Here is a 24,955-nt window from a genome sequence, read left to right on the forward strand (position 1 = left end):
GCGCTCGGTGCGCCTAGGCGCTTGGCAAAGCATTTGCTAAGATGAGCACAAGCATATTTTGAAGAAGGGATCTGAAATGATTAACCCAGCAAAAATAGAAGAGATCGCAAAGCAAATTTCCAGCAACATGCCACAAGGCGTGAAGAACCTTGCCGACACTTTTGAGAGCAAAACTAAGCAGGTTATTCAAAATAAACTGGCCGAGATGGATTTTGTCAGCAGAGAAGAGTTTGATATTCAAAGTAAGGTGCTGATCCGCACCCGTGAAAAATTAGCAGAGCTAGAAGCCAAAGTGGCGCAGCTAGAAGCAAAACTCACCAACGCAGATAGCGCTGAAGAATAAGCGCTTATAAATAGCGCTTTGCCACCAGTTCCACCGCCTGAGTATATCCAGCATTAATATACTCAGGTTGTGATGTCTGCTCTTGCACTTCGTGTAAAAGACCATCTTCTAGCCCGTAAACCCAGCCATGTATGGTCAATTGCTGCCCGCGTGTCCAAGCATCCTGTACCACATTGGTTAAACACACATTACGTACCTGATCGATCACGTTCAGTTCACACAATGCAGCACAGCGTCGTGACAATTCTATTGTTGATAACATAGCTTGATGTTTTTCTTTCACATCGGCAACGTGACGCAGCCAATTATCAATTAAGCCAAAGCGCGCCTCATCCAACACCGCCTGTACACCACCACAGCCATAGTGCCCGACCACCATGATATGCTCAACCTTAAGCACTTCAACCGCATACTGCATCACTGACAGACAATTATGATCCGTATGAACGACCACATTGGCGACATTGCGGTGTACAAACAGTTCACCTGGCATCAAATCAACTATTTCATTGGCCGGCACACGAGAGTCTGAGCAGCCTATCCATAAATAATCTGGATTTTGCTGTCCGGCCAGTTTTTTGAAAAAGTTAGGGTCGCGCTGTTGCGTGCGCTGGGCCCACTGTTGATTATTCTCTAGTAAGTGATCTAGCGAGCACATGTGCTTTCCTCTATTTTGGCCGTCGCTTGGATCAGGATATTCCGAGGCGTTAGCTGTTTGTCACAAAATTCATAAAGACTGACATCATACCCAGATGCCTGTAAATATAAAGCCCTATCGAGGACCAACCAGATCTCAATAGCACGCCTAAATGCGTGACGCACAAGTTCGATACGATCCGTCATCTTTTTACGCTGCTGCCCTTGTACAAGATAAGCGCTATAATCGCATTGCTGTGGCAAGGTAATACCTTTTTGCTGTGCTGCCCATTGGCAAAACTGTGAGAACTCCCCTGAAAAGATAGCTTTGTTTACCGAAGGTACGCTGACATAGTGGTCCACACCTGTAATGTCACGACGTAGAGCATCAAAGCCTAAACGCCAAGTGACCTCTTTTTTGCGAACTTTTGCGATACGTTCCGGCGCGGTAACGGTTTCTTGCAAAGCCAATTTCATGTCACTGTGCGTCAACCTTAGGCCACTTTGCTGTCCCGCATCACTCATCGCGTGGTACACACTGTCTGTGAATAAATGGTAGCAACACGGTGATAAGCTGATTTTTTCACAGCCAGCGTTGACGGCTTGACTCATAAATTCCTGATGCAATCGTCCACAAGCATGAAGCGCAACCGCATGTTGTTGCTGTTTAAAATACCCAGATGTATCGTCACGCAACACATCGGCACAGCTAAATGTCATGGGCAACCCCTGCTGACGAGCGCTGTGTTGACCTTGCTCACACAAAGATGCTTGCAACTCAATGCTATGTACATGTGGCGCACCGTCATAGGCAAGCATACGACCTAAATGCCCCTTTCCTGCGCACCATTCCAATACCGGGTAATGATGTTCATCAATATGGCTTACAAAATCTTGTAACTGAAGCAGTTTACGACCTTTAATGCCGTTACTTAGCCAAAATGGCAGGGGGTGTCGTGCACGCGGTTCTTGGGGCAAAAGCAACAAAGGATCAAGTTCACCTAACTGCGGAATAAATGGTAACAATGCCTGCTGTAATTGTAGCGGATGATTGTCTAAATACGTGACCTGCTCATCACTGAGCGCCATAAGCCACTCATTAAGCGCACTATCCCATGGCAAAGCACGCGCCTCAAACGCAACCAACTGCCAATAACGACTTGTTTGGCATAACAAAGTATCTAAGTGGGTAAATCGATGGAATAAAGACATGATTAGCGCTGCACAACACACAAACTAAAAACGCTATTCTACCTCTTTTTTCTCCTCTTGTGTGGCTTGTAAAATACGGTACTGTTGTTGCCTTGAGAAGATCAGGTGTAAATAAAGGGGTATACATAACACCGTTAAAAGCGACGCGGCCACCAGCATCCAAGACCAAGGGTAAGGTTCTTCATCCGTTTGAGGGTGATAGACAAACTCATCTAACTCATTTTGATATTTCTGTGGTTCATAGTTGTATAGCTGTGCGATCCACTGCCAGCGGATCTCAGACATACTGCCTATAGGGATCCCTGCCTGCGCAATAAAAGGTCTCATTGTATCGGCTTCGTATGCCAACTGCGTTTTACTCTTGTTTGGATTGTACTGACGTCGGATCACATCAATACTCTCATTCATATTAAGCATCGCATAACGCCAACCTTTCAAGCTTGCCTGACGAAACTTCTCTACCATTTGTGGCTTTTGTTTAATAACGTTTTCGCTGGTAAACAAAATATCACCGTAGACATTGATACCATATTGCTTAGGGCAAATTTGTCTGGTAGCGATACCAGCTTGTCGCATTTGAAAGGGCTCATTCGTGATATACACCTGTAACGCATCAAATAAACCATTTTGAAAATCACGAAGCGGATACAACCCAGAATACAAGGGTAACTTAGTAACATTAACACCTGCTTGCTGCAACATGACGATCAACTCGGCATTTTCGGCCTTACCCAAATAGCTGATCCGTTTGTTGGTAAAGTCGGCAGGGGTATATATATTGGAGCTTTCTTTTACCATCCAGCAATAAGGAGAAGACTGTAGTATCGCCGCCAGTGCTACCAAAGGTTTGCCTTGCATGCGTGCTTGTAAGATACCTGAATGGGTAACACCAAAATGCGCTTGGCCAGCAAGCACTTTGAATTGCGTATCGGGATTATTCGGGTCTCCGGGTACAAGGGTAACGTCCAAACCGGCTTGTTCGTAAAAGCCTTTTTCCTTGGCCATATAGTAGCCCGCAAACTGAAATTGATGCTCCCACTTTAGCTGTAATACAACGTGTTCCTGTGCATGGCTAAAGCCCCCTAGCAAAAGACTGATTAGCCATAGTACATTGGTAAAAACACGCCTTGTCATCCTTTTTCTCTTAGTATGGTTAAATTCTAATCATAACTATAGAAAAATAGGCCATAAATGCAACTAACTTGCTTGGCGTCTGGGCTCAGTTGGCAATTGTAAATATTGCGCAAAACATGGATTATTGGTTTCTTCGCTAAAATGATAACCAAGCTGTGCTAAGTGACTGTCAAACTTTGCATAATCACTCGTTGGAATATCAAAAGCTGCCAATACATTGCCCTCTGCAGCACCATGGTTACGATAGTGAAACAGCGTAATGTTCCAATCACTTCCCAAGGTATCTAAAAATCGTGCTAATGCCCCTGGGTACTCTGGAAATTCGAACCGCAATAAACGCTCTTGAATCGCCACGGGTGGTTTACCGCCAACCATATAACGCAAATGTAGCTTAGCCAGTTCGTTATCGGAGAAGTCCTCAAACGTATAACCATTTTTGTACAGCTGGGTTTTTACTTCGTCCAGCTCTACTTGACCACCTCGCAGGCCCACACCCACGAATATTTGTGCCTCACCCTCTCCCGCGTAGCGATAATTAAACTCGGTTATCGCACGGCCACCGAGAGACTGACAGAAGCGTTTAAAGCTTCCTTTTTCCTCAGCAATGGTCACTCCAAATAATGCCTCGTTTTTCGCTCCCAATGCAGTGCGTTCGGCGATATAACGCAACCTATCAAAGTTTAAATTTGCCCCCGATAAAACCGCCGCCAAATTAAGCCCTGCTCGCTTACCTTGCTGACTCCATTTTTTTAAGCCCGCCAGTGACAGTGCCCCCGATGGCTCTGCAATGGCGCGCGTTTCGACAAATATATCCTGAACGGCAGCGCAAATTTCATCGACACTGACGGTGACCACCTGATCACAAAACTTTTGCGCCAGTCGAAAAGTTTCAGAGCCGATGATCTTGACCGCAACACCATCTGCAAAACCGCCAACCTGTGCAAGTTCAACCGGTTCGCCAGCCTCTAGCGCGGCTTGCAAACAGGCACTTTCTTGCGCTTCAACACCAATAATTTGAATATCAGGACGTAATGATTTGATATACACCGCCATCCCTGCGAGCAAACCACCACCGCCAACAGGGATAAATACCGCATCGAGCTCATTAAGCTGTTGCATCAACTCTCGCGCCACCGTGCCTTGCCCAATAATGACATCTTTATCGTCAAATGGTGGCACAAACACCGCACTCAACTGCTCAGTAAGCTCAAAAGCATGGGCCTTTGCTGCATCAAAGTTATGCCCGTGTAGTACCACCTCACCACCAAAGTTACGCACAGAGTTGACTTTGATCTCTGGGGTAGTCACTGGCATCACAATAATTGCGCGATGACCGAGGTGGGCAGCGCTTAGCGCCACTCCTTGAGCATGATTACCTGCTGATGCGGTGATGACCAAACTGCCCTTAGGTAACTGGCGTAGCTTATTGTAGGCACCGCGCAGCTTGAACGAATAAACAGGCTGTTGATCTTCACGTTTAAGCCAAACTTTTTGTCCCAGCCGCTCAGACAATGTATGCATCTGGCTGACCTCAGTGACTTTTGCAAGGGGTGCTATATCCGCTTGAATAATGGCACGGAAGTAATCAAGTTCTTGAGATACCATAGCTAACTCAACTCCTCTAACTTCGCAAGGTCACGCACGGCTCCTTTGTCTGCACTGGTTGCAAGCAGTGCGTAAGCTTTCAGTGCCGGTGTCACGACACGCTGTCTATCAAGCGGTTTATAGGCATCTTTGCCGCGCGCTTGTTGTTTTGCTCGGCGCTCTGCCATTTGTGTTTCATCGAGTAATAAATGAATGCCTCGATTAGGGATATCTATTTGAATTAAGTCACCATTTTCTACCAGAGCTAACGCTCCACCACTGGCCGCTTCAGGTGACGCGTGACCAATAGACAAGCCTGATGTTCCACCCGAGAAACGGCCATCAGTCAGTAATGCACAGTCTTTATCCAATCCCATAGATTTCAAATAGCTCGTCGGATAAAGCATTTCCTGCATACCCGGCCCCCCCTTTGGCCCCTCATAACGGATCACCACAACATCACCCTTTTTCACCTGACCATTAAGAATGCCATCTACAGCATCATCCTGAGATTCAAATACCACAGCCGGTCCAGTAAAGTTAAGCATCTCGTCAACAACCCCTGCGCTTTTCACAATACAACCATCTGGAGTTAAATTGCCGGACAACACCGCAAGACCACCATCTTGGCGAAATGCATGTTCAATACTGCGAATACAGCCATTTTCGCGGTCGAGATCGAGTTCATCCCAACGACACTCTTGACTCATTGCCTTAGTAGTACGGATCCCAGCGGGGCCTGCACGGAAGAATGTCTGTGCTTTTTCGTTAGTCGGGTCTGCTGCATCCCAACGCTTAAGTACCTCTGCCAACGTACCACCCGCGACATGGCCAACGCTGAGGTCTAATCGGTCCCCTTTGGCAAGTTCATTAAGGAGTGCCATGATACCGCCCGCGCGGTGTACATCTTCAATATGGTATTGCTGCGTCGCTGGAGCAACCTTACACAAAAATGGGGTATTACGGGAAAGACGGTCAATATCATCCATATCAAAATCAACTCCGCCTTCTTGCGCTGCGGCGAGTAAATGTAGAACCGTATTCGATGAGCCGCCCATCGCGATGTCCAGCGTCATGGCATTGGTAAATGCAGCTTGATTTGCAATATTGCGCGGCAACACAGCTTCATTATCTTTGCGATAGTACTCATCACATAACGCCAAAATGCGCTTGCCTGCGGCCTGGTATAGTTGCTGTCTATCTTTGTGAGTCGCTAAGGTCGTACCGTTACCCGGCAATGCTAAACCCAAAGCCTCTAACAAACAGTTCATGGAGTTAGCTGTAAACATCCCAGAGCAAGAGCCACAGGTAGGACAGGCTGAACGCTCAACTTGCTCAGAGTCTTCATCACTTACATTAGGATCCGCTCCCTTTACCATTGCATCAACCAAATCTAGTTTGATGTCGATGTCTGCTAAACGGGTTTTACCTGCTTCCATTGGCCCGCCAGAGACAAACACAACGGGAATATTCAAGCGTAATGCAGCCAGTAGCATTCCTGGGGTTATTTTGTCGCAGTTGGAAATACATACCATGGCATCGGCACAGTGCGCATTGACCATATACTCAACCGAGTCGGCGATTAAGTCTCTCGATGGTAACGAGTACAACATGCCACCATGGCCCATGGCGATACCATCATCAATAGCAATGGTATTAAACTCTCTGGGTACGCCACCTGCGTCACGAATGGTTTCGGCCATCAATTCACTGAGCTGATTAAGGTGCACGTGTCCTGGCACAAATTGAGTGTAAGAGTTCACAACCGCGATAATTGGTTTTTCAAAGTCGCTATCGGTCATACCCGTTGCGCGCCAAAGTGCTCTTGCCCCTGCGCGTTGTCTGCCTTCTGTCGTCGTCTTACTTCTTAATTTTGCCATGATATTTGCCCTTAATCTTTGCGATGTAGCCATTCGCTACATCGACTTATCCTCATTCCTAAAATAAGGCCACCTCAGGTGGCCGTGATCGTGCTTACTTATTGATATAGTCCAACCAGCCAAAGCCGTCTTCGCTTTGACCCTTAACTAAATCAAAATACGCTTGCTGTAGCTCTTTGGTGATTGGTCCTCGCTTACCATCACCGATTTGAATTTGATCTACACTGCGTACTGGCGTCACTTCCGCCGCGGTTCCCGTCATAAAGAATTCATCAGCTAAGTAGAGCGCTTCTCTGGCTATGGACTCTTCACGTACTTCATAGCCACGTGACTGAGCAAGCTTAATGATAGTGTCGCGAGTCAATCCTGGTAAAATACACGCGGTCGTCGGTGGTGTGAAAAGCACGCCATTCTTAATAACAAATAGGTTTTCGCCAGCACCTTCACTGAGGTAACCATTTACATCTAACGCAATGCCTTCAACATAGCCATGACGCTTCGCTTCTGCGGTGATCAACTGAGAAGATAAGTAGTTGCCACCCGCTTTCGCACCCGTTGGCATGGTGTTTGGCGCAAGACGTGTCCAAGATGAAATACATGCATCAACACCTTGCTCTAAACTACCATCACCTAGGTAGGTGCCCCATTCCATCGCGGCGACACTGACATCGGCTTTATGAGACTTAGGATGAACACCCAAACCAACGTTACCCAAAAATGCAAATGGTCTAAGGTAAGCATTAGTAAACCCGTTTGCTTTTACTGCATCTCTACATGCCTGCATCAATTCATCTTCAGTGAACGGGATCTCTATGCGGTAGATTTTCGCTGAATCATAAAGACGCTTAATGTGATCTTTGAGACGGAAAATCGCCGGACCTTTTGGCGTATCATATGCGCGGATCCCTTCAAACACTGAGCTGCCATAGTGTATAGCATGGCTTAAAATATGTGTTGTTGCTTGCTCATAAGGGATCATCTCGCCGTTATGCCAAATTAATTCCGATGTTTTTGTCATGTGTAATACCTTGTACTTATTCTTTATATAATTAACTATTTAAATTGCCTGTTGCTGTAGTGTGTGCAGATTAACTTGCTGCACTTCCACAAGCTTACTTAGTTGTGAGGTTAATAGATAGATGGGTTTATCACTGTCTATCGTCATTTTGACATGAAACAACTCGTCTTTACCCTCTAACTCCAGCCGGGTAAGGCGAAAGCCGCGGTGACGTGCCACGCGCAAAAAGCGCTCCACAGCGATGGCATGGTTTTTTACTGCAACAGTTAACTGGTGTTTCATTACGCTTTCTCCGTCATCATTTCATCATTTGCAGCACCTGGTGGGACCAGAGGCCATACGTTTTCTTTATCATCTATACAGGCATGTAATATGTAAGGGCCCTGTGAAGTAACTAACGTATCTATTGCATCATCTACTTCATTTGCGTGGGTGATGGTTTGCCCAGGTATGCCAAACACCGCAGCCAAAGCAACGAAGTCAGGGTTGTCCGATAAATTTGTTTCGCTGTAGCGACCGTCAAAAAATAGTTGTTGCCATTGACGCACCATGCCTAGACGCTGATTGTCCAAAATCACTATCTTAACTGGCAGGTTATTACGACGTATTGTCGCCAACTCCTGAATGTTCATCATGATTGATCCATCGCCAGAGACGGTGATCACCATATCATCTGGACGAGCGATTTGTGCGCCGATGGCTGCGGGCAAACCAAATCCCATAGTACCTGCCCCCCCACTGCTTAAATGATTGCTTGGATGGGTAAATTTCATATGCTGCGCCACCCACATTTGATGCTGGCCTACATCACAGCACACCACACCCGAGTCGGGCATTTTCTGGCTTAATTGATTGAGTAAATACGGTGCAAATACGCGCTCACCTGGGTAATCATAACGCCAAGCATGTAGCTGTTTTAGTTCTTTTATTGTCTTTAGCCAATCACTGTCTGTTACAAAGCAACTCAATTGTGGGATTGACTGTTTCAAGTCGGCTATGAGTGACGCTTGTGCGGGTTTTCGCTTACCAACTTCAGCAGGGTCGATATCTAAGTGGATCACATCCGCTTTCGCTGCAAACTTTGCCAAATTACCCGTCACGCGATCATCAAAACGAGCCCCGATACATACCAGCAGATCACACTCTTGCACCGCAATGTTGGCAGCCTGGCCGCCGTGCATACCTAACATACCCAAATCGTATTCATAATCGGGTAACACACTGCCAAGCGCTTTTAATGTCGATACTGCGGGCATTTGCGTTTTGTTTAAAAACTGCATCAACTCGGCTTGAGCATCAGCACTTTGTACACCTCCACCTATGTATGCAACAGGTCGTTTGGCCTGCGCCAACAGCGTTTCGGCTTTTTGAACTTGTACTGGTGATACTTGAGGCTGTGCCTCATCTAGCGCTAACCAAGGGTGAAATGGCACCTGAGCCTGTTGGATATCTTTAGGGATATCAACCAACACCGGACCTGGGCGACCAGATAGCGCCAAATGCATTGCTTCTTGCAGTACTTCTGCTAAATCTTCTGCACGTTCCACCATGTAACTGTGCTTAGTGCAAGATAAAGACATACCTAAGACGTCAACTTCTTGAAAGGCGTCCGAGCCAATGGCAGCCGTTGGAACTTGCCCTGTGATCGCAAGCACTGGCACAGAGTCCATCATCGCATCTGCCAACGCAGTGATGAGGTTGGTAGCTCCAGGTCCCGATGTGGCGAAACACACACCTAATTTACCCGTGCTACGCGCATATCCAACCGCCGCAAAACCTGCGCCTTGTTCGTGACGCGTCAAATAATGCTTTACAGGCGCACCATACAAAGCGTCGTAAATAGGCATAATCGCGCCACCTGGATAGCCGAATACCTCTTTTACGCCTTGTTTGGCTAATAAATCTATGAGTAGTTGTGCGCCTGTCATTGTTTTCCCCATTCCCATTGCTTGCGTTTGTTAACTAAATTTTTGCCCTAAAAACAAAAAACCCCCCGAACTTTTCAGTGCGGGGGGTTCTTACTAATACTTTTCTTACAGCACTAGCTCGCCCCCGCGGTAATAATAATCACCACGTTGATAATCACGACTAGAGTTAGTGCTGTGTTTAGCATTCTTTGTATCACCAATTAAAATTTTTTGTTGTCTGGCTTCGTTACTTCACGCCAGCCCTGTTCCTTTTTCTATTAGTAACCCGCAGGAACCATTAAGTCAACCATAAATATTATGCCAAATACAAAGTTAAAATCATTAAATAAGAAAAATAAATTCTATTTAAGTGATAAAATAAAATAAACTATCCCCTCATATAATTAATTATTCAAATATTAATTGTTAATACAGCTTTTACAACAGAGCTAATTTCATAAAAATACACATGAATTTTTTATGAGTTGGTACATATGTGCTTAAAATGGTAGAACTCAAATTATTTAAGGACTGCTATGAAATTTTTATTTCTGCGAACTTGTGTCGGAATCTTACTATTTACCACACTGCTCTTTAGCCCATTCGGCCATGTCGCCCCGGCATTATTCAAGGTTGAAAAAAATGGTGTTAGCTCTTATTTGCTGGGCACGGTGCATGTGGGCACACCAAAAATGGAGGGCTTGCCGCAGTATGTCACTCAGGCTATCAACAACAGTACACAAGTGGTTGTTGAGGTCGATCTCACCCAATTATCAGCTGCCCAAATTCAAAAACGCTCAGCGCCTTTCATGCAATTGCCAGCGGATAAAACACTGGCTTCTGAAGTCAGCAAAGAAACCTATCAAACACTTAAAAGCTATTTCGCCAACGCAGGCGTTGATATCACTCTATTTAACCAATATCGTCCTTGGGCTGTCATGGTATCTATGCTTCAGCTGGAATACCAAAGGTTAGGCTTTAGTGAACAATATGGTATCGACAAACAAGTGCTCACGCATGCCAAAAAGGCTAATAAAAAAATCGTTAGCTTGGAAACGTTAGAGCAACAATTGACTATGCTGAGCGCGTTGGGGCAATCGGGCGATGCGATGTTCACAGAAACTTTCAAACACTTAGGTGATGTGGAATATTACTTTGTAGACCTAGTTGATGCATGGGCCACAGGAGATATGGCTAAGCTAACAAGTTACTACCATCTTAGCTTCGATGATTCACAATATGGTCAGTATTCTGAACAAGTTATGTTGATAGACCGAAATAACCAATGGATGAAAACACTCGCGCCATTACTGTTAGAACACGCTACGTTCATTGCAGTTGGAGCACTGCATTTGCCCGAACAACATGGGTTAATTAAACAGCTCAAACAACGGGGTTTCAAAGTGACTCGTATCACTGCGTAACCACACCGTGTTCCCTCAGTACAGTAATAATCTCAGCTTGTTGCAGTGGTTTAATCACATAAGCATCTGCGCCTAAGGCAATCGCCCGTGATAAATCCTGCTGCTCATCGTTGGCCGTGACCACAATGACAGTCGTTCTCAGGTTGAGTTGATTTCTTATTTTCTCTATTGCCTCATAACCATCCATATGAGGCATATTTAAATCCATGAAAATAACATCAAACGCTTGTGTTTCAAGCACCTGCAGCGCCGCTTTACCATGTTCAACATGCGCCACATCAAAGCCTAAGGTTTTGAGCTGTTTAGTGATCACCACAGCATTAATAACATTGTCCTCCACCAGCAAGGCTTTTTTTCCTGACACATCCAGCGTTTGCACCGTTTCTTTGCCGTCTAAGACCGTGACTGGAATGGTAAAGCTGATACAGGCTCCTCCTTGTGGCACATTTGAAAAGTTTAACTTTCCTGACATCGCATTGACCAACCACTGACAGCGTACCAAGCCTAGCTGCATGCCCTGAAAGTGATTATTTTTTTCATCGTGTACGCTCAACGAGTCGATAAGCTCTTTCGACAGCCCTTGGCCTTGGTCGCTAACTTGTATCGTTAAGCTACTTTGAGCATCTTGGGTGTGCAATTGCGTGGTGAGTGTTATTGTGCCTGAATCACTGAACTTTATTGCATTATCAATGAGCTGAGAACACACCCAAGCCACATGCTGGTGGTCACACAATATACGTTGGTGTTCATTTTCCGTCATTTGTACCTGCAACAATAGGTCCTTCTTCTGGGCTGCAAAGCGATACGGCGCAACAACCGTTTCAATCATGGTTGGCAAGTCCGCACGACTGATTTGAATACTCACTTTATCATTAGCCCAACGACTAAAATCGTGCATTTCGTTGATGAGTATATTCAATTGATTAGCCGAGGTAATCGCTTGTTCCAGATGGGGTGGTTGATGTTCCTTGCGAAAAAGCTCAAGGTATCCCAAAATCGACTGTAACGGCGTGCGTAACTCATGGCTGGCTCGCGCCAAAAACCGCGACTTCATGTTCAAAGCCTGTAGTGTCTGCTGCTTTTGACTTTCCAGCTCACGAATGCCTGTAAGCACTTGTGTTTCCATTGGACGAAAGATTAACTTAACTTCGACTATCAACAACACCATGGCAAATAGCCATATCACCCCCTCAACATAACGAAGAATTATGATGCCGCGATTCGCTTGTGCTTCGAATAGCTGAACTGCACCGTCTAGGTCAATTAACAGACTTTGTGACAACTGGTAAAGGTCATCTAACTCAATACGGTCCGTGAGCTGCAAATTACGTACTCGGGAGATGAAATCTCTGCTGCGTAGGTCCAACTGCACGGGTGATGAAAAATACCACTGATTGAGCTCAGACGAAAAAAAACCATTGCCTTGTTCACTTTTCGATATTAAGAAATCGTGATTGGCAGCAAACCTATCAATGCTACTTTGTAACTGACTGTAAACCTCCTGAAACGCCTGCGGCTCATTATTCAAGTTTGTCAGCCGTTGAGCGTGAAGCAGCACTTTTTGAGACAGCATACGCTGCATGCCTGCAATGTTAACAACCGTCGCATCTTGTTGTTTGTCATACAATAAATATTGCATAAACCCCGTTGCCATTGAAACCAACAGGGCCATAACCAACACAGCTAAATAATAGCGGGCGCGGATCGCTTTGATTAATTTCAACATAGTTCTCATTCATCATCCTTCACCATGATAGTGTAGTTCAAATTGCTCTGATTGGTGTTTAGCCACTTGACACCTAGATGGCTAAAATGTTTCAATGCGCGCTCACCCTATTTTGCACTCAAGGCTAATGCCTTAAGTGAGGGCTGGAAGAGGTGCGTTATTCAGGTAGCTGTGTCGAGGAGAGCAAACTCCCATGACACACAGTGAGGGGAACTAACGCCGAGAAGTTAATTGTTTTGCTAGCGATTAATTTCGGGCGACTGGGCTGAATCCCAGCGACTGTCACCAATTGTTTTGCGTTACAGCAAAATAAATATGTTTGGTGGAGAGCTTCTGGTCTTAAAATAATAAGGCCATTTGCCTTGTCATTTTTAAGTCCATTGCTCTTCGAATTTTAACTGTTCGAAGTTTGGACTCTTGCCTTACTCCGAACACGATATAAGTTCGGTAGAGATGAAATCACAATTTGATTTATCCAATTATCCGTTGTGGACTGCTTTGGTTACGCCCTTTGATGCAGACGATAACGTTGACTACAACACGCTTGAACAGCTCGTTAACGAGCAACAACAAGCCAATAATGGCATTCTGATCCTCGGTAGTACTGGCGAAGGACTGGCGCTGGATAAGCATGAGCAACGCGCCATTGTCGAGTATGTGAGCGCGCTCGCCCCAACTGTGCCATTAATGGTTGCCGTCGGTGGGTTTAACTTGCAAGAGCAACTGGCGTGGATAGAATTTTGCAATACGCTTGCCATTGATGCCTATCTGCTTGGCTCTCCTGTGTACGCCAAACCGGGCGATGTCGGCCAAACACAATGGTTTGATGCGTTGCTCAGCAAAGCACAAAAACCATGTATGCTGTATAACGTGCCAGGTCGCAGCGCGGTTTCAATTACGCCTAAGGTACTAAAAAACCTGCAACATCATGATAATTTCTGGGCCATAAAAGAGGCCAGTGGTGACATTGCCACCTTCGAAGCATTTCGCAATGCCGCACCAAATATTGCCATCTACAGCGGTGACGATGGACTGATGCCCTACTTTGCTCAAGCGGGTGCCGCAGGGCTCGTTTCGGTTGCCGCCAATGCATGGCCAGAACAAACAGCAGAGTTTGTCCGCCGCTCACTTGCGGGCACCTTTCCTAACTTATTTACCACTTGGACAAGCGCGGTCAACAGCCTGTTTAGTGTGGCCAACCCCATTCCTGTGAAGGTGTTAATGCACGCTCAAGGTAAGCTGGCTACACCTCATCTTCGTCCACCCCTGACGCATCTTGAACTGCCATGTACGCAGGCACTTCACAGCGCAAACGACTCAATTTTATCTTGGAATTAAGGCAACTATTATGAGCTGGTTAGAGCTATTAAATAACTTAGAAAACGGCACCGTGCGTGCAGCAACACAAGACGAACAAGGGCAATGGCATGCCAATGTTGAAGTAAAACAAGGCATCTTAGAAGCATTTAAAAATGGGACTAACACCGAGTTTCCCGGTGGCTTTGTTGATAAACATAACCTTGCACCGCAAGGCTTTGCTGCTGACGCTGGCGTACGTATGGTGCCGGGGGGCTCAAGCGTGCGCCGTGGCGCTTATGTGGCACCAGGCACCATCATCATGCCACCTGCGTACGTCAACATCGGTGCTTATATCGATGAAGGCACCATGGTTGATAGCCATGCTTTGGTAGGTTCATGCGCACAGGTTGGTAAAAACGTGCATTTAAGTGCTGCGGTGCAATTAGGTGGTGTGCTCGAGCCAATTGGTGCAAGCCCTGTGGTGATTGAAGATGACGCTTTCATCGGTGCCGGTTGCGTGTTGGTAGAGGGGGTCGTCGTTAAAAAAGGTGCGGTACTGGCACCGGGCGTGCGCTTGTCAGCAACCATCCCAGTGTATGACTGCATCAATGAGCGCGTACTGGACAAAGGTGAAGCTATTCCCGAAAACGCCATTGTGATCCCAGGCTCGCGCCCTTCTTCAAGTGCATGGGGCCGCGAACAAGGTTTGAGTATGTCATGCGCGTTAATCGTTAAATACCGTGATGAACAAAGTGATGCGTCATTAGAACTGGAAGAGGTCTTACGATAATGCCGTTTTTGAGCACCGCACATCGTCAAGTGATCGAACAGATTGTTCAATCTGAGCAGACACCTTTTTTTGTGTACGACTTAGATGGGTTGTTGTCTCACCTTAAACCATTGACCGAACAGTCAGTGGTTAAGCTGTGGTATGCAGTCAAGGCGAATCCGCTTTCTAAAGTTATCCAAACGCTAGACCAAGCAGGTTTTGATTTTGATGTGGCAAGCAGCGGTGAACTTGATCAAGTAATCAGACAAGGTGTCTGTCCATCGCGAGTGCTCAATACCGGACCTGCCAAGTCTAAACGTCAGATCCAGCATTTTTTATCACAAGGCGTACGCACCTTCGTGGCCGAAAGCCACAATCAGGTGCACTGGCTTAACCAACTCGCTTGCGAGCATAACGTGCAACTACGTGTACTTTTACGAGTGCAGTTACGCTGGCCTGATGGTGAGAAAAATCCGCTCGGTGGCGATAGCCTAACGCCATTTGGGTTGGGCACACAGCAGTGGCAGTCATTAGACATCACAGCATTTAGCGCACTGGAATTTATCGGCCTGCATATTTTTCAGTGGGGCAACATGCTCAGTACGGAAAAACTAACCGAACTTTGGTCACAAATGGTGCCGCCATTGTTGGCGTTGGCTGATAATTTAGGATTTGAGCTGCAAGTGCTAGATTTGGGCGGTGGTTTGGGTATTCCCTACGTCGAGCAAGATGCCAAATTGGCTTGGCCCGAGCTACTGGATGCATTGGCCAGCATCAAAGCCACATCGGGTGTGAAAGAGCTATGGATGGAGCTTGGTCGCTTTGCGGTGGGTGAATATGGTCACTACGCCAACCCTGTAGTGGAGCAAAAACAAAACTATGGTGAACAACAGCTCATTGTAGCCGGTGGTATCAATCATATTTTGCGCCCTGCGGTAACCAATCAAGCCTTTCCGTGCGAACTGCTTAGAACATCCACTGCACCTGAGCAAAGTTATCTCATTCATGGGCCACTTTGTACCGCGCTGGATCACCTAGGCCGTCACACATTACCACAAGACATCGATGAAAATGACTGGTTGGTATTTAGTCAATGTGGCGCTTATGGCTTCACAGAAAGTATGCCTTACTTTCTGTGCCACGAGTTACCTGCAGAGTATGTGATTGAACATGGCAAAGTCCAATGTGTTCGCCACTCGCTTGCTGCCAGTGAGTATTTAAGGTAGACGTCAAGATGAATCAAATAAGCCAAGAAAATATTCAAGTAGGCGAAATTGCCAACGGCCTGCCCTTAACCATTCCCGTATATCGAATGATGGGCAATGGCAGTGGCCCGAAGGTCTATATTCAAGCCAATATGCACGGTGCAGAAGTACAGGGCAATGCGGTTATTTACCAGTTATTAGAGCAGCTTAAGCAACTAACGCTGGCAAGTGATATCACCTTGGTCCCCTACGCTAATCCCATTGGTTGTAATCAAAAATCAGGGGAGTTTACACTTGGACGTTTCGATCCTATCACAGGCACGAACTGGAACCGAATGTACCATGACCACAGTGCTTTAGTGAGTGAGTTTGTTGACAAGCATTTGCATGACTCTCTGGACGAAATAAAGCAGCAGTTTCGCGCGCTACTTGTTGGTCAAACACAAACTTTGTTGGATAGACCTGCACACAATATTAATACCGGTCAACGCATCGCGCTCAACCTACAGCGCCTTGCCCATGAGGCAGATATTGTATTGGACCTACATACCGGCCCCATTTCAGCCAAACATTTATATTGTCCAGAATATGCCAAAGCCAGTGCCAGCTATTTTGATATTGAGCATGTTTTGTTGATCCCTGATGAGTTTGGTGGTGCACTGGATGAAGCAAGCTTTTGCCCATGGTGGTCTTTGCAGCAAGCCTTTGCCAAGCGCGGGAGAGACCTGCCCGTCATGGTTGAAGCCTTTACCGTTGAATTGGGCTCTCAAGAGAGAATAGATTTGGCTGAGGCCAAGTTAGATGCACAAAGCATCTTGAGCTATCTCACCCACAAAGAGGTACTGCTCAATTCACCCTACCAACCAGCCAATATCACCCGTTATGGCTGTATGCTTAAAGATTACGTGGCTTATTACGCCCCGATGGGTGGCATGGTGGAATATACAGCCCACTTGGGTGCACATGTAAAAGCAGGTGAGACCATCGCTCATATTCTCAGAATGGAGCGTTACCTCTCTGAACAGCCACTGCAACCTGTGCACATTGAGCAAGATGCCATCGCGATACTGCACTTTGCATCCGCTTCGGTCAATCAGGGCACCGAACTGTACAAGTTCTTTACTAACTATTTTGAATTGAATTAATCGTTAAAATTGCGTGAGAGTAAGCGGGCTTTGGCAAGCTTACTAAGGTGTGGCGGCATTCGCCGCCTGCCTTTTTTACTCTGCTGACTCTTTTTTACTCGGCTTTCTATAAAAAATTGCCATCAAAATATAGCCCAGTAGAGTGAGTTGGTTAATCATCGGGATACAACCGCTGATCACCGCGGGCATTAACCTAAACCCTTTTAGCTTAGCAATTAATAACTGTATTGGTATAACAATAAGTGGCCCCACAATGGCCACCAGTGCGAACGCTGTGATCTCACCTTCACGTGCCATTTGAAATATATTTATATCCATTATGTTTTCCTTTAAAAATATCGTCACTTAGCGTGGAGAGAAAGGCACGATTGTAACCGTCCCACCGCTACCACCTCCCAGCCTGCCCGAGCCACGTATAACTCTTACTTCTATGCCGTGTGCCGCCAATGTATTGATAAAATCCTGCAAGCCCTGATCTGTTGAAAACGAATAATTCCCACCAACAGTTTCTCCCGAATCAGGAATCATATTACCATTTGCGTCTCGCGCACTCTTTTCTTTATAACTAAGTCTCACTGTACTACCAAGGGTCGCTGCCGTCATTACAAAGCTTGAGCCATTTGGAAAGATAAATTTGATCTCCATACCATTTACACCGCCAAGCCAGTTACCACCGACTATGGATACAAATTGAGCAGTCCAATATATAAAAGAGTGATTGCTTTCAAACCAATCGTCAAAACGGTCATGATTACTATGATTACGTGCTATATCCCATGCACTGTCAAAACCACTGCTAGCGGGTACTTCTATAGGCTTTCCAAAAGCAGAACGACTCATCATTCTGTAACCTGCATTCACACTCTGCTGTACGTCTTCAGGTGTACTTGTAATTCTTGCTACTACAGATGTCTCTAGCTCCCCCCATCGATTAAACTGCACCCTAGAAGTAACTGTGAAGGATTTTGCAAAACCTTTGGTAAAACTAGCAACATGATACGTATATGAGGAACTAGCAGCGGATCCAGCTGTTATTGCCCGTACTTTCCTGACAACTTTTTGCTGCATTTCATAGGCTGTTGTACAGGAGTTGCAAGTCATATATTCATCGGCTCTAGCGGTGTTTGAGAGCGCAACTAATCCAAAAAGCACCATAAATAGCATCAGTTTATTGTTGATTAACATAATTTTCCTTTATATTTAATTTCGTTTATATCCATTAATCCAAGCAAAATTACGATTGCTTGTATCTGTTTTGAGGAAATGGAGTCTAAAACAAAACAAAACAAAACAAAACAAAACAAAACAAAACAAAAAATCAACATAAAAACAAAGAAATTAACAAATGAATGCATTCCTTTCGACAACAATATCCACAAATTAATTGAATTATGTCAATGTGCATTTCACTGCAAACGCTTCAGTTCATCACAACTTCACCATAAAAGTGTATACTTAGAAACATAACTAACTAAGAAATAATACATTATGCTACTTCGCTCATTTATATTCTGGCTGCTCTATGGCGGACTTAGCGCATCAGCGTTTGCTGCATCACCCACCGAGACAGACACTGAGCAGGATGAAATCGATCTCATCAAACAGTGTATTCTCAATGAGGTGATCTCTGGTGATAAAACACGTACCGTTGAGCAACTGCGCCAATATTGCTCGCAACTTGATGCCGCAAAGCAAATAAGTGCGCTCGACAAGCGTATGGCTCGTGAGCGGGTAAGCCAGACCAACCGTAATGTGATCACCCCGCATCATCGTAACTATATTTTACCGGTATCCTATATCACCGATCCAAATAGCCGACCGTTTAGTGGCTTGCGTGCCATTGATGAGGAACAAGGTGAACCGCTCGATAACTTTGAAGTGAAGTATCAACTTTCACTCAAAGTGCCCATTTATTCTGGATTTTCAGATAAGGATCAAGCCATCTACATGGGCTTTACGCTTAAATCTTTTTGGCAGTTCTATAACAAAGATATCTCTTCACCGTTTCGTGAAACTAATTACGAACCAGAACTGTTTTGGGTCAACTTTTTGGATGATGACAATGTTTTGTGGGGTGATGAAATGGCCTTTGTGCTGGGGATCTCTCACCAATCTAATGGCCGGAGTCAGCCAAATTCACGCTCTTGGAATCGCATTTATGCCAACTTTATCTGGGAAAACCGAGGTTTCGTATTTAGCTTTAAACCTTGGTATCGCTTACCTGAAGAGCGCAAAGAAGACATACTGACTGCCAAAGGCGATGATAACCCAGACATCTATAAATACATGGGCTATTTCGAGTTTAGTGGTGTTTACCGATATGAAGAGCATGAATTTGGATTCATGACCCGTAATAACCTCAATAGTGATAATAAAGGCGCCATACAACTGGACTGGTCGTTTCCTATTTGGGGTAGATTGCGTGGCTATGCGCAATACTTTAACGGTTACGGTGAGAGCCTGATTGATTATGATGCACATATTCAACGATTTGGCGTAGGCATCTTACTCACCGACATTCTCTAACAGACAAAAAAGGCCAGCAATTGCTGGCCTTTTTTAATCATACACTTTACTGCGCTTTGTGATGCGCCATGTAGTTTTCTGGTAACTCAATCTGCGCAACACCTGATTCAATCGCCGCATGAGCAACCGCTTTAGCAATACGCGGTAACAGGCGTGGATCCATTGGTTTTGGAATAATATACTCAGGCCCAAATTCAAGGCTTTTTACATCTGCTGCTCTGAGTACTTCTTCCGGTACAGGCTCTTTGGCAATACTGCGAATGGCTTCCACCGCGGCAATTTTCATTTCATCATTAATGGCTGTCGCTCGCACATCCAACGCACCACGGAAAATAAACGGGAAACACAGTACGTTGTTAACTTGGTTAGGGTAATCAGAACGCCCTGTTGCCATAATCAAATCTTGACGCGTGCTATGTGCCACTTCAGGGTTGATCTCAGGATCTGGGTTTGAACAGGCAAATACCACTGGCTTGTCTGCCATCAACTTCAACTCTTCTGGCTTTAATAGATCTGGACCAGATACCCCAACGAACACATCCGCCTCAGCGATCACGTCTTGTAAGGTGCGCTTATCAGTGTTATTCGCAAACAACTTTTTATACTCGTTTAGATCATCGCGACGTGTGTGGATCACGCCTTTACGGTCAAGCATGTAAATATGTTCACGCTGCGCGCCGCACTTAATCAGCAATTCCATACAAGCCACTGCGGCTGCACCTGCACCTAAACACACAATTGTCGCGTCATGTAAGTTCTTGCCTTGTATTTCAAGGGCATTGAGCATACCAGCGGCTGTTACAATCGCAGTACCATGTTGGTCGTCGTGAAATACAGGAATATCACAACGCTCAATCAGTGCCTTTTCAATCTCAAAACATTCTGGCGCTTTGATATCTTCTAGGTTAATTCCACCAAATGTATCTGCAATATTAGCAACGGTATTGATGAAATCTTCAGTGGTGCGATGTTTCACCTCAATATCAATAGAGTCTAGGCCCGCAAAACGCTTAAACAGTAGGGCTTTACCTTCCATAACTGGCTTGGATGCTAATGGACCTAAGTTGCCCAACCCCAAAATGGCCGTACCATTACTGATCACCGCAACCATGTTACCTTTACCAGTATATTGGTACGCAGCAGCAGGATCGGCTGCGATTTCACGTACGGGTTCCGCGACACCGGGGCTATAAGCCAATGCGAGATCTTTTACGGTTTCCGCTGGTTTGGTCAGCTCTACGCTGATTTTACCTGGAACGGGATGAGCATGATAATGTAGTGCTTGTTCACGAAAGTTTGACATGACGCGATTTTTTCCTGCTAGAAGTTAAAAGTGAGAGTGAGATAAAATTCGCAAAATTAGTTAAACAATACCTTGTTTATAAATATATTCAAGCTATTTGAGGTCGATCCACTTAAGTGATATTTAGCCGAAAATCACCACATTTTTACCGACTTTTAACCTAAATTAATTCATTTAAGACAGCCTAGCAGTGAAAAAACAGCCTCATTTTTGCTCTGATAATGTGCAATTTTATCTAAACCTTAACCGCAGATATAAAAATCACAACATTGGTAATTTTAAGAGATTTTAACAACCAATTTTTAAAATTTAGCTACAAATTATAGAAGTTTCCAATTTCCACAAAAATTACCTCTGGCATTTTTATGCAACAAATGATTCATCATAAGCAAACCTAACCTGATGTATTGATTAAAATATAGCCTTATAGAAATGAAAAACAAATGCATAACAATGAATAATGGAGATAAGAAAAATAAATTAGAGCAAAAACTCAAAACCAATTAATTAACCTCATACATGATGGTTCGAGATACGTAAGCGGACGTAAAATAGTATCTAATGAAGAGAGCATGGTGAATTTTTGTGGGTTTCAGGCACAAAAAAAGCACCCTGAGGTGCTTTTTTAGTCAAACGTTTCTTATTTCTTGCTGCTAAGCGCGCCGAAACGTTTGTTGAAGCGATCAACACGACCACCTGTATCAAGAATCTTTTGCTTACCAGTATAGAACGGGTGACACTCAGAACATACGTCTAAGTGGATGTCTTTACATAGTGTTGAACGAGTTTCGAACTTGTTACCACATGAACAAGTAGCGTTGATCGTTTCGTAATTAGGGTGAATACCTTCTTTCATAGCAACCTCTGGTTAGGCCGTATCGCTCTCCAAACCCGAAGTTTGGCACCATACGTAGTTTATACAAATTAGTGGACGCGTATTTTATGTAACTCGAAGGCTTTCCACAAGCAATAAATCCACAAAAATGGCATTTTTTGTACAATCAACTGTCTAGCCTGCGAGTTAAACTAGGTTTTTGCGGCTGCCTTTAGTACATTAGCAAGCATGTTAAGTTGCCTAACAGGCTCATAGATGTTTGCTGAAGTTGCCATTAAAGTGCCTTTATTTCGCACATTTGATTACGCGATACCAAAGCACAGTACCGTTACAGTAGGCTGTCGAGTCAAAGTCCCTTTTGGCAATCGAAAACTCGTTGCGGTGGTACTGGCCATCAAATCCCATACCGACGTCCCCGAAGCTAAACTCAAAACTATCGCAGAAGTGCTCGATAGCAGTCCGATTTTATCTACAGACCATATAAAATTTTTACGTTTTACCGCTCAGTACTATGCCCACCCGCTCGGCGAAACCTTATTTACCGCGCTACCTGCCGCGTTGCGAGAAGGTGAGCATCCAGATAAAACCACTGTTGCTACTTTTTCTTTAACAGCAAAGGGTAAACAGCTGCCCACGCTCAGAGCAAAGAAACAGCAGTCGTTACTAAAACAACTCAATGAATCTGGTGAGTCGAGCTTAACCGAACTCAAAGCGTTAGGTTTTAGTAAACAACAACTCAATTCACTGCTTGACAAGCAATTAATTGAAGAGCAAATCAAACACGATAGTCAATGGCAAAGCCAAACACTTAACATCGCATCCAAACCTAGATTGAATGAAGAACAAGCCACCGCCTGCAGCGTAATCAATCAGCAAGCTGGTTTTCGCTGTTTTCTACTTGAGGGTGTAACAGGTAGCGGCAAAACGGAAGTGTACTTACAGAGTTTGGAGCGAGTACTACAAAACGGTCATCAAGCGCTTATCTTAGTGCCCGAGATAGGGCTGACACCACAGACCGTTAACCGCTTTAGACGTCGCTTCCCCGATACTCCCATTGACTTATGGCATTCAAATTTAACAGATAATGAGCGCTTGCATACTTGGCGAAGGGCTGAAAAAGGTAGCTGTGCGCTGGTGATAGGTACTCGTTCTAGTATTTTTTTACCGTTTAAAAGCCTTGGAATGATCATCGTTGATGAGGAGCATGATGGCTCATTTAAACAGCAAGAAGGGCTGCGTTACCACGCTCGCGACCTTGCCGCATACCGCTGTGCCAGTCTAAAAATCCCTCTGATTTTAGGCACTGCCACGCCAGCGCTTGAGACCCTAAACAAAGCCATCAGCAGTAAATATCAACTGCTGACACTTTCGCAACGCGCACAAACTACCACCGATAATCAATTTTTACTGGTTGACATGAAGGGCCAAAGTGAACAGTTTGGTTTCTCTGAAACAACCTTGAAACACATTGAAGCCACGCTAAAACGTGCCAAACAGGTGATGGTGTTTTTAAATCGTAGAGGCTATGCTCCAACGCTTCTGTGTCATGAGTGCGGCTGGTTAAGTCAGTGTAACCATTGCAGTGCCAGTACAACCTATCATAAAGCAATGAGCAGGCTCGTCTGCCATCACTGTGCTCAGCAAAGTTTTGTCCCGCCACAATGCCCTGATTGCGGTAGCACGCAAATTATGCCCGCAGGGCTTGGCACCGAGCAACTAGAAAGCTTTTTGTCTGAGCGTTTTGCCGACATCCCTCTTAGTCGTATTGACCGTGATACCACACGCAGAAAAGGTGCACTGGAAGACGCTTTGGCAGATATCAACCTAGGTGGAGCAAGAATTCTAGTAGGCACACAAATGCTTGCGAAGGGCCATCATTTTGCCGATGTCAGCCTCGTGGTGATCCTAGATGTAGATAGTGGCTTGTACTCAAGTGACTTTCGCGCCACCGAACATATGGCTCAACTTATTACCCAAGTAGCAGGACGAGCAGGACGCAGTGGTGAAGCGGGCAAGGTGTTATTGCAAACACACTTCCCCGAGCATCCATTGTTACAAGACCTCGTACACAATGGCTATCAAGACTTTGCTCGGTACGCGCTCAAAGAACGTGAAGAAGCTTTGCTACCGCCATTTAGTCATCTAGCCATATTGCGTGCGCAAGCGACCAATGCACAATTGGTCTTCGACTTTTTATCAGATCTGGTTCCAGCTACCCCCTACTGTGGTATACAATTGCTCGGGCCGATCCCCGCACCGATGGAGCGAATGGCGGGTAAGTATCGATATCAATTACATATTCAAGCTTCAGAGCGTATGGTGTTACACAACTATATTGCTCAGCTAATGGCTTACATCAGTGAGCACAAGCTGGCGAATCGCGTTCGCTGGAGTATAGACATAGATCCTATGGATACCTACTAAGTAAGTTATGGCACAACACGATTATATAAATAGAAAGCCAAAAAATAACAACGGCGGTAAAAAACCCGCGCCACGCAAACCCTTTCCAGCGCTACTTGCTGCGACAGCGCTGGTGCTCGTTGCGGGATTTGCATACGGCCTTTGGTACATAAAACACAATGCAGAACCTGAAAAAATCTCACCCGCTGCCGCACCAGTTAAAGAGGAACCTGCAAAATTACAAAAACCTGTGATCAAGCCCTTTTTAGAAGAAATAAAAGAGCACGAAATAAAGGTTGAAGTAAAAGAGATAGAAAGCAAGGGCCCTTATCAAATGCAGTGTGGCTCGTTCAGAACCCATGCTCAGGCTGAAGAAATGAAAGCTAAAATGGCATTTGCTGGGCTTATCGCAGAAATTCGTCGTACCGAAGGCAGTAATGGCGTGTGGTATCGAGTTCGTTTAGGGCCGTATGAAACCAAGCGAAAAGCCGAAAGTGACAAGAATAAACTCAAGCGCATCAAGATCATGGGTTGCGCTATATGGGGTTGGACTTGATTTTAGGCCAATCACCCATATCTTGTAATTATCAAATAATGAAAGGCGCC

22 protein-coding genes and 1 riboswitch are annotated in these 24,955 nt (G+C 45.2%); of the genes, 9 read left to right on the forward strand and 13 right to left on the reverse strand.

Annotated features, from left to right (window positions below):
- Positions 1–76 precede the first annotated feature (76 nt).
- Positions 77–343 (forward strand): ubiquinone biosynthesis accessory factor UbiK, encoded by a 267-nt coding sequence (gene ubiK / locus BET10_RS15255; RefSeq protein WP_070986451.1) that lies wholly within the window; start codon positions 77–79, stop codon positions 341–343.
- A gap of 4 nt (positions 344–347) precedes the next feature.
- Here the strand turns inward: ubiK and can are convergent, their stop codons facing one another.
- From can to ilvG, 8 genes are all read right to left on the reverse strand, one after another.
- The gene (can, locus tag BET10_RS15260) at positions 348–1,001 is read right to left on the reverse strand and encodes a carbonate dehydratase (protein WP_070986452.1); all 654 of its coding nucleotides are present in this window, start codon (positions 999–1,001) and stop codon (positions 348–350) included.
- Positions 989–2,191 carry a methyltransferase gene (locus BET10_RS15265; RefSeq protein WP_070986498.1) on the reverse strand — a complete coding sequence of 401 codons (1,203 nt, stop codon included), beginning with the start codon at positions 2,189–2,191 and terminating at the stop codon, positions 989–991. Before BET10_RS15265 ends, can begins: the two co-directional genes overlap by 13 nt.
- Positions 2,192–2,224: 33 nt before the next feature.
- Positions 2,225–3,325, reverse strand: coding sequence for an ABC transporter substrate-binding protein (locus BET10_RS15270; RefSeq protein WP_083330570.1), 1,101 nt, complete (start codon positions 3,323–3,325; stop codon positions 2,225–2,227).
- Positions 3,326–3,388: 63 nt separating this feature from the next.
- A complete protein-coding gene (gene ilvA / locus BET10_RS15275; RefSeq protein ID WP_070986453.1) occupies positions 3,389–4,930 on the reverse strand; it encodes a threonine ammonia-lyase, biosynthetic in 1,542 nt (513 codons plus the stop codon).
- 2 nt (positions 4,931–4,932) lie between these two features.
- Positions 4,933–6,789 carry a dihydroxy-acid dehydratase gene (ilvD, locus tag BET10_RS15280; RefSeq protein ID WP_070986454.1) on the reverse strand — a complete coding sequence of 619 codons (1,857 nt, stop codon included), beginning with the start codon at positions 6,787–6,789 and terminating at the stop codon, positions 4,933–4,935.
- A 94-nt stretch (positions 6,790–6,883) separates the two neighbouring features.
- Positions 6,884–7,807 (reverse strand): branched-chain amino acid transaminase, encoded by a 924-nt coding sequence (locus tag BET10_RS15285; RefSeq protein ID WP_070986455.1) that lies wholly within the window; start codon positions 7,805–7,807, stop codon positions 6,884–6,886.
- Positions 7,808–7,846: 39 nt separating this feature from the next.
- Complete coding sequence (gene ilvM / locus BET10_RS15290) at positions 7,847–8,089, reverse strand: acetolactate synthase 2 small subunit (RefSeq protein WP_070986456.1); 243 nt, start codon at positions 8,087–8,089, stop codon at positions 7,847–7,849.
- A complete protein-coding gene (ilvG, locus tag BET10_RS15295) occupies positions 8,089–9,735 on the reverse strand; it encodes an acetolactate synthase 2 catalytic subunit (protein WP_070986457.1) in 1,647 nt (548 codons plus the stop codon). The genes ilvM and ilvG overlap by 1 nt, the downstream gene beginning before the upstream one ends.
- Positions 9,736–10,250: 515 nt before the next feature.
- On the opposite strand from ilvG, the gene BET10_RS15300 reads away from it, so the two are divergent.
- On the forward strand, positions 10,251–11,138 hold the full coding sequence (locus BET10_RS15300; protein ID WP_070986458.1) for a TraB/GumN family protein: 888 nt from the start codon (positions 10,251–10,253) through the stop codon (positions 11,136–11,138).
- On the opposite strand, the gene BET10_RS15305 is transcribed toward BET10_RS15300, so the two are convergent.
- Positions 11,128–12,873: a response regulator gene (locus tag BET10_RS15305; protein ID WP_070986459.1), complete on the reverse strand. Its 1,746-nt coding sequence runs from the start codon at positions 12,871–12,873 to the stop codon at positions 11,128–11,130. The two genes, BET10_RS15300 and BET10_RS15305, sit on opposite strands and share 11 nt — an antisense overlap.
- Before the next feature lie 130 nt (positions 12,874–13,003).
- A riboswitch (Lysine riboswitch) is annotated at positions 13,004–13,205 on the forward strand.
- Positions 13,206–13,317: 112 nt separating this feature from the next.
- Between BET10_RS15305 and dapA the strand changes: the two genes are divergently transcribed.
- From dapA to BET10_RS15325, 4 genes are read left to right on the forward strand one after another with little or no spacing between them, the layout of a single operon-like run.
- Positions 13,318–14,202 (forward strand): 4-hydroxy-tetrahydrodipicolinate synthase, encoded by an 885-nt coding sequence (gene dapA / locus BET10_RS15310; protein ID WP_070986460.1) that lies wholly within the window; start codon positions 13,318–13,320, stop codon positions 14,200–14,202.
- Between the two features lie 10 nt (positions 14,203–14,212).
- On the forward strand, positions 14,213–14,953 hold the full coding sequence (locus BET10_RS15315; RefSeq protein ID WP_070986461.1) for a 2,3,4,5-tetrahydropyridine-2,6-dicarboxylate N-succinyltransferase: 741 nt from the start codon (positions 14,213–14,215) through the stop codon (positions 14,951–14,953).
- Positions 14,953–16,158, forward strand: a complete 1,206-nt coding sequence (locus BET10_RS15320; protein ID WP_070986462.1) for a PLP-dependent decarboxylase — start codon at positions 14,953–14,955, stop codon at positions 16,156–16,158. Before BET10_RS15315 ends, BET10_RS15320 begins: the two co-directional genes overlap by 1 nt.
- 8 nt (positions 16,159–16,166) lie before the next feature.
- Positions 16,167–17,282, forward strand: coding sequence for a succinylglutamate desuccinylase/aspartoacylase family protein (locus BET10_RS15325; RefSeq protein WP_070986463.1), 1,116 nt, complete (start codon positions 16,167–16,169; stop codon positions 17,280–17,282).
- Between the two features lie 75 nt (positions 17,283–17,357).
- Here BET10_RS15325 and BET10_RS15330 read toward each other — a convergent pair whose 3' ends face one another.
- Entirely contained in the window at positions 17,358–17,600 is a 243-nt protein-coding gene (locus BET10_RS15330; RefSeq protein ID WP_070986464.1) for a hypothetical protein, read from the reverse strand.
- A gap of 27 nt (positions 17,601–17,627) precedes the next feature.
- A complete protein-coding gene (locus BET10_RS15335) occupies positions 17,628–18,467 on the reverse strand; it encodes a hypothetical protein (protein WP_070986465.1) in 840 nt (279 codons plus the stop codon).
- A gap of 303 nt (positions 18,468–18,770) precedes the next feature.
- On the opposite strand from BET10_RS15335, the gene BET10_RS15345 reads away from it, so the two are divergent.
- Positions 18,771–19,808: a phospholipase A gene (locus BET10_RS15345; RefSeq protein ID WP_070986467.1), complete on the forward strand. Its 1,038-nt coding sequence runs from the start codon at positions 18,771–18,773 to the stop codon at positions 19,806–19,808.
- 46 nt (positions 19,809–19,854) lie between these two features.
- Here BET10_RS15345 and BET10_RS15350 read toward each other — a convergent pair whose 3' ends face one another.
- Positions 19,855–21,111, reverse strand: a complete 1,257-nt coding sequence (locus BET10_RS15350; protein WP_070986468.1) for a malic enzyme-like NAD(P)-binding protein — start codon at positions 21,109–21,111, stop codon at positions 19,855–19,857.
- A 640-nt stretch (positions 21,112–21,751) separates the two neighbouring features.
- The gene (rpmE, locus tag BET10_RS15355; RefSeq protein ID WP_070986469.1) at positions 21,752–21,967 is read right to left on the reverse strand and encodes a 50S ribosomal protein L31; all 216 of its coding nucleotides are present in this window, start codon (positions 21,965–21,967) and stop codon (positions 21,752–21,754) included.
- 234 nt (positions 21,968–22,201) lie between these two features.
- Here rpmE and priA point away from each other — a divergent pair, with 234 nt between their 5' ends.
- Both priA and BET10_RS15365 read left to right on the forward strand, forming a co-directional pair.
- Entirely contained in the window at positions 22,202–24,370 is a 2,169-nt protein-coding gene (priA, locus tag BET10_RS15360; protein WP_070986470.1) for a primosomal protein N', read from the forward strand.
- A 7-nt stretch (positions 24,371–24,377) separates the two neighbouring features.
- Positions 24,378–24,905 carry an SPOR domain-containing protein gene (locus BET10_RS15365; RefSeq protein WP_070986471.1) on the forward strand — a complete coding sequence of 176 codons (528 nt, stop codon included), beginning with the start codon at positions 24,378–24,380 and terminating at the stop codon, positions 24,903–24,905.
- Positions 24,906–24,955 lie beyond the last annotated feature (50 nt).

This window comes from Pseudoalteromonas amylolytica, assembly GCF_001854605.1.
In the GTDB taxonomy this organism is placed as follows: Bacteria; Pseudomonadota; Gammaproteobacteria; order Enterobacterales; family Alteromonadaceae; genus Pseudoalteromonas; species Pseudoalteromonas amylolytica.

Excerpts from the sequence above, each read along its gene's own strand:
- BET10_RS15330 (WP_070986464.1), bottom strand. The coding sequence starts at position 17,600 with ATGGATATAAATATATTTCAAATGGCACGTGAAGGTGAGATCACAGCG.
- BET10_RS15300 (WP_070986458.1), top strand. The coding sequence starts at position 10,251 with ATGAAATTTTTATTTCTGCGAACTTGTGTCGGAATCTTACTATTTACC.
- BET10_RS15350 (WP_070986468.1), bottom strand. The coding sequence starts at position 21,111 with ATGTCAAACTTTCGTGAACAAGCACTACATTATCATGCTCATCCCGTT.
- ilvD (WP_070986454.1), bottom strand. The coding sequence starts at position 6,789 with ATGGCAAAATTAAGAAGTAAGACGACGACAGAAGGCAGACAACGCGCA.
- BET10_RS15345 (WP_070986467.1), top strand. The coding sequence starts at position 18,771 with ATGCTACTTCGCTCATTTATATTCTGGCTGCTCTATGGCGGACTTAGC.
- BET10_RS15325 (WP_070986463.1), top strand. The coding sequence starts at position 16,167 with ATGAATCAAATAAGCCAAGAAAATATTCAAGTAGGCGAAATTGCCAAC.
- ilvM (WP_070986456.1), bottom strand. The coding sequence starts at position 8,089 with ATGAAACACCAGTTAACTGTTGCAGTAAAAAACCATGCCATCGCTGTG.
- ilvG (WP_070986457.1), bottom strand. The coding sequence starts at position 9,735 with ATGACAGGCGCACAACTACTCATAGATTTATTAGCCAAACAAGGCGTA.
- ubiK (WP_070986451.1), top strand. The coding sequence starts at position 77 with ATGATTAACCCAGCAAAAATAGAAGAGATCGCAAAGCAAATTTCCAGC.
- BET10_RS15305 (WP_070986459.1), bottom strand. The coding sequence starts at position 12,873 with ATGAGAACTATGTTGAAATTAATCAAAGCGATCCGCGCCCGCTATTAT.
- BET10_RS15335 (WP_070986465.1), bottom strand. The coding sequence starts at position 18,467 with ATGTTAATCAACAATAAACTGATGCTATTTATGGTGCTTTTTGGATTA.
- can (WP_070986452.1), bottom strand. The coding sequence starts at position 1,001 with ATGTGCTCGCTAGATCACTTACTAGAGAATAATCAACAGTGGGCCCAG.
- BET10_RS15315 (WP_070986461.1), top strand. The coding sequence starts at position 14,213 with ATGAGCTGGTTAGAGCTATTAAATAACTTAGAAAACGGCACCGTGCGT.
- priA (WP_070986470.1), top strand. The coding sequence starts at position 22,202 with ATGTTTGCTGAAGTTGCCATTAAAGTGCCTTTATTTCGCACATTTGAT.
- BET10_RS15285 (WP_070986455.1), bottom strand. The coding sequence starts at position 7,807 with ATGACAAAAACATCGGAATTAATTTGGCATAACGGCGAGATGATCCCT.
- rpmE (WP_070986469.1), bottom strand. The coding sequence starts at position 21,967 with ATGAAAGAAGGTATTCACCCTAATTACGAAACGATCAACGCTACTTGT.
- BET10_RS15365 (WP_070986471.1), top strand. The coding sequence starts at position 24,378 with ATGGCACAACACGATTATATAAATAGAAAGCCAAAAAATAACAACGGC.
- BET10_RS15270 (WP_083330570.1), bottom strand. The coding sequence starts at position 3,325 with ATGACAAGGCGTGTTTTTACCAATGTACTATGGCTAATCAGTCTTTTG.
- BET10_RS15265 (WP_070986498.1), bottom strand. The coding sequence starts at position 2,191 with ATGTCTTTATTCCATCGATTTACCCACTTAGATACTTTGTTATGCCAA.
- ilvA (WP_070986453.1), bottom strand. The coding sequence starts at position 4,930 with ATGGTATCTCAAGAACTTGATTACTTCCGTGCCATTATTCAAGCGGAT.
- dapA (WP_070986460.1), top strand. The coding sequence starts at position 13,318 with ATGAAATCACAATTTGATTTATCCAATTATCCGTTGTGGACTGCTTTG.
- BET10_RS15320 (WP_070986462.1), top strand. The coding sequence starts at position 14,953 with ATGCCGTTTTTGAGCACCGCACATCGTCAAGTGATCGAACAGATTGTT.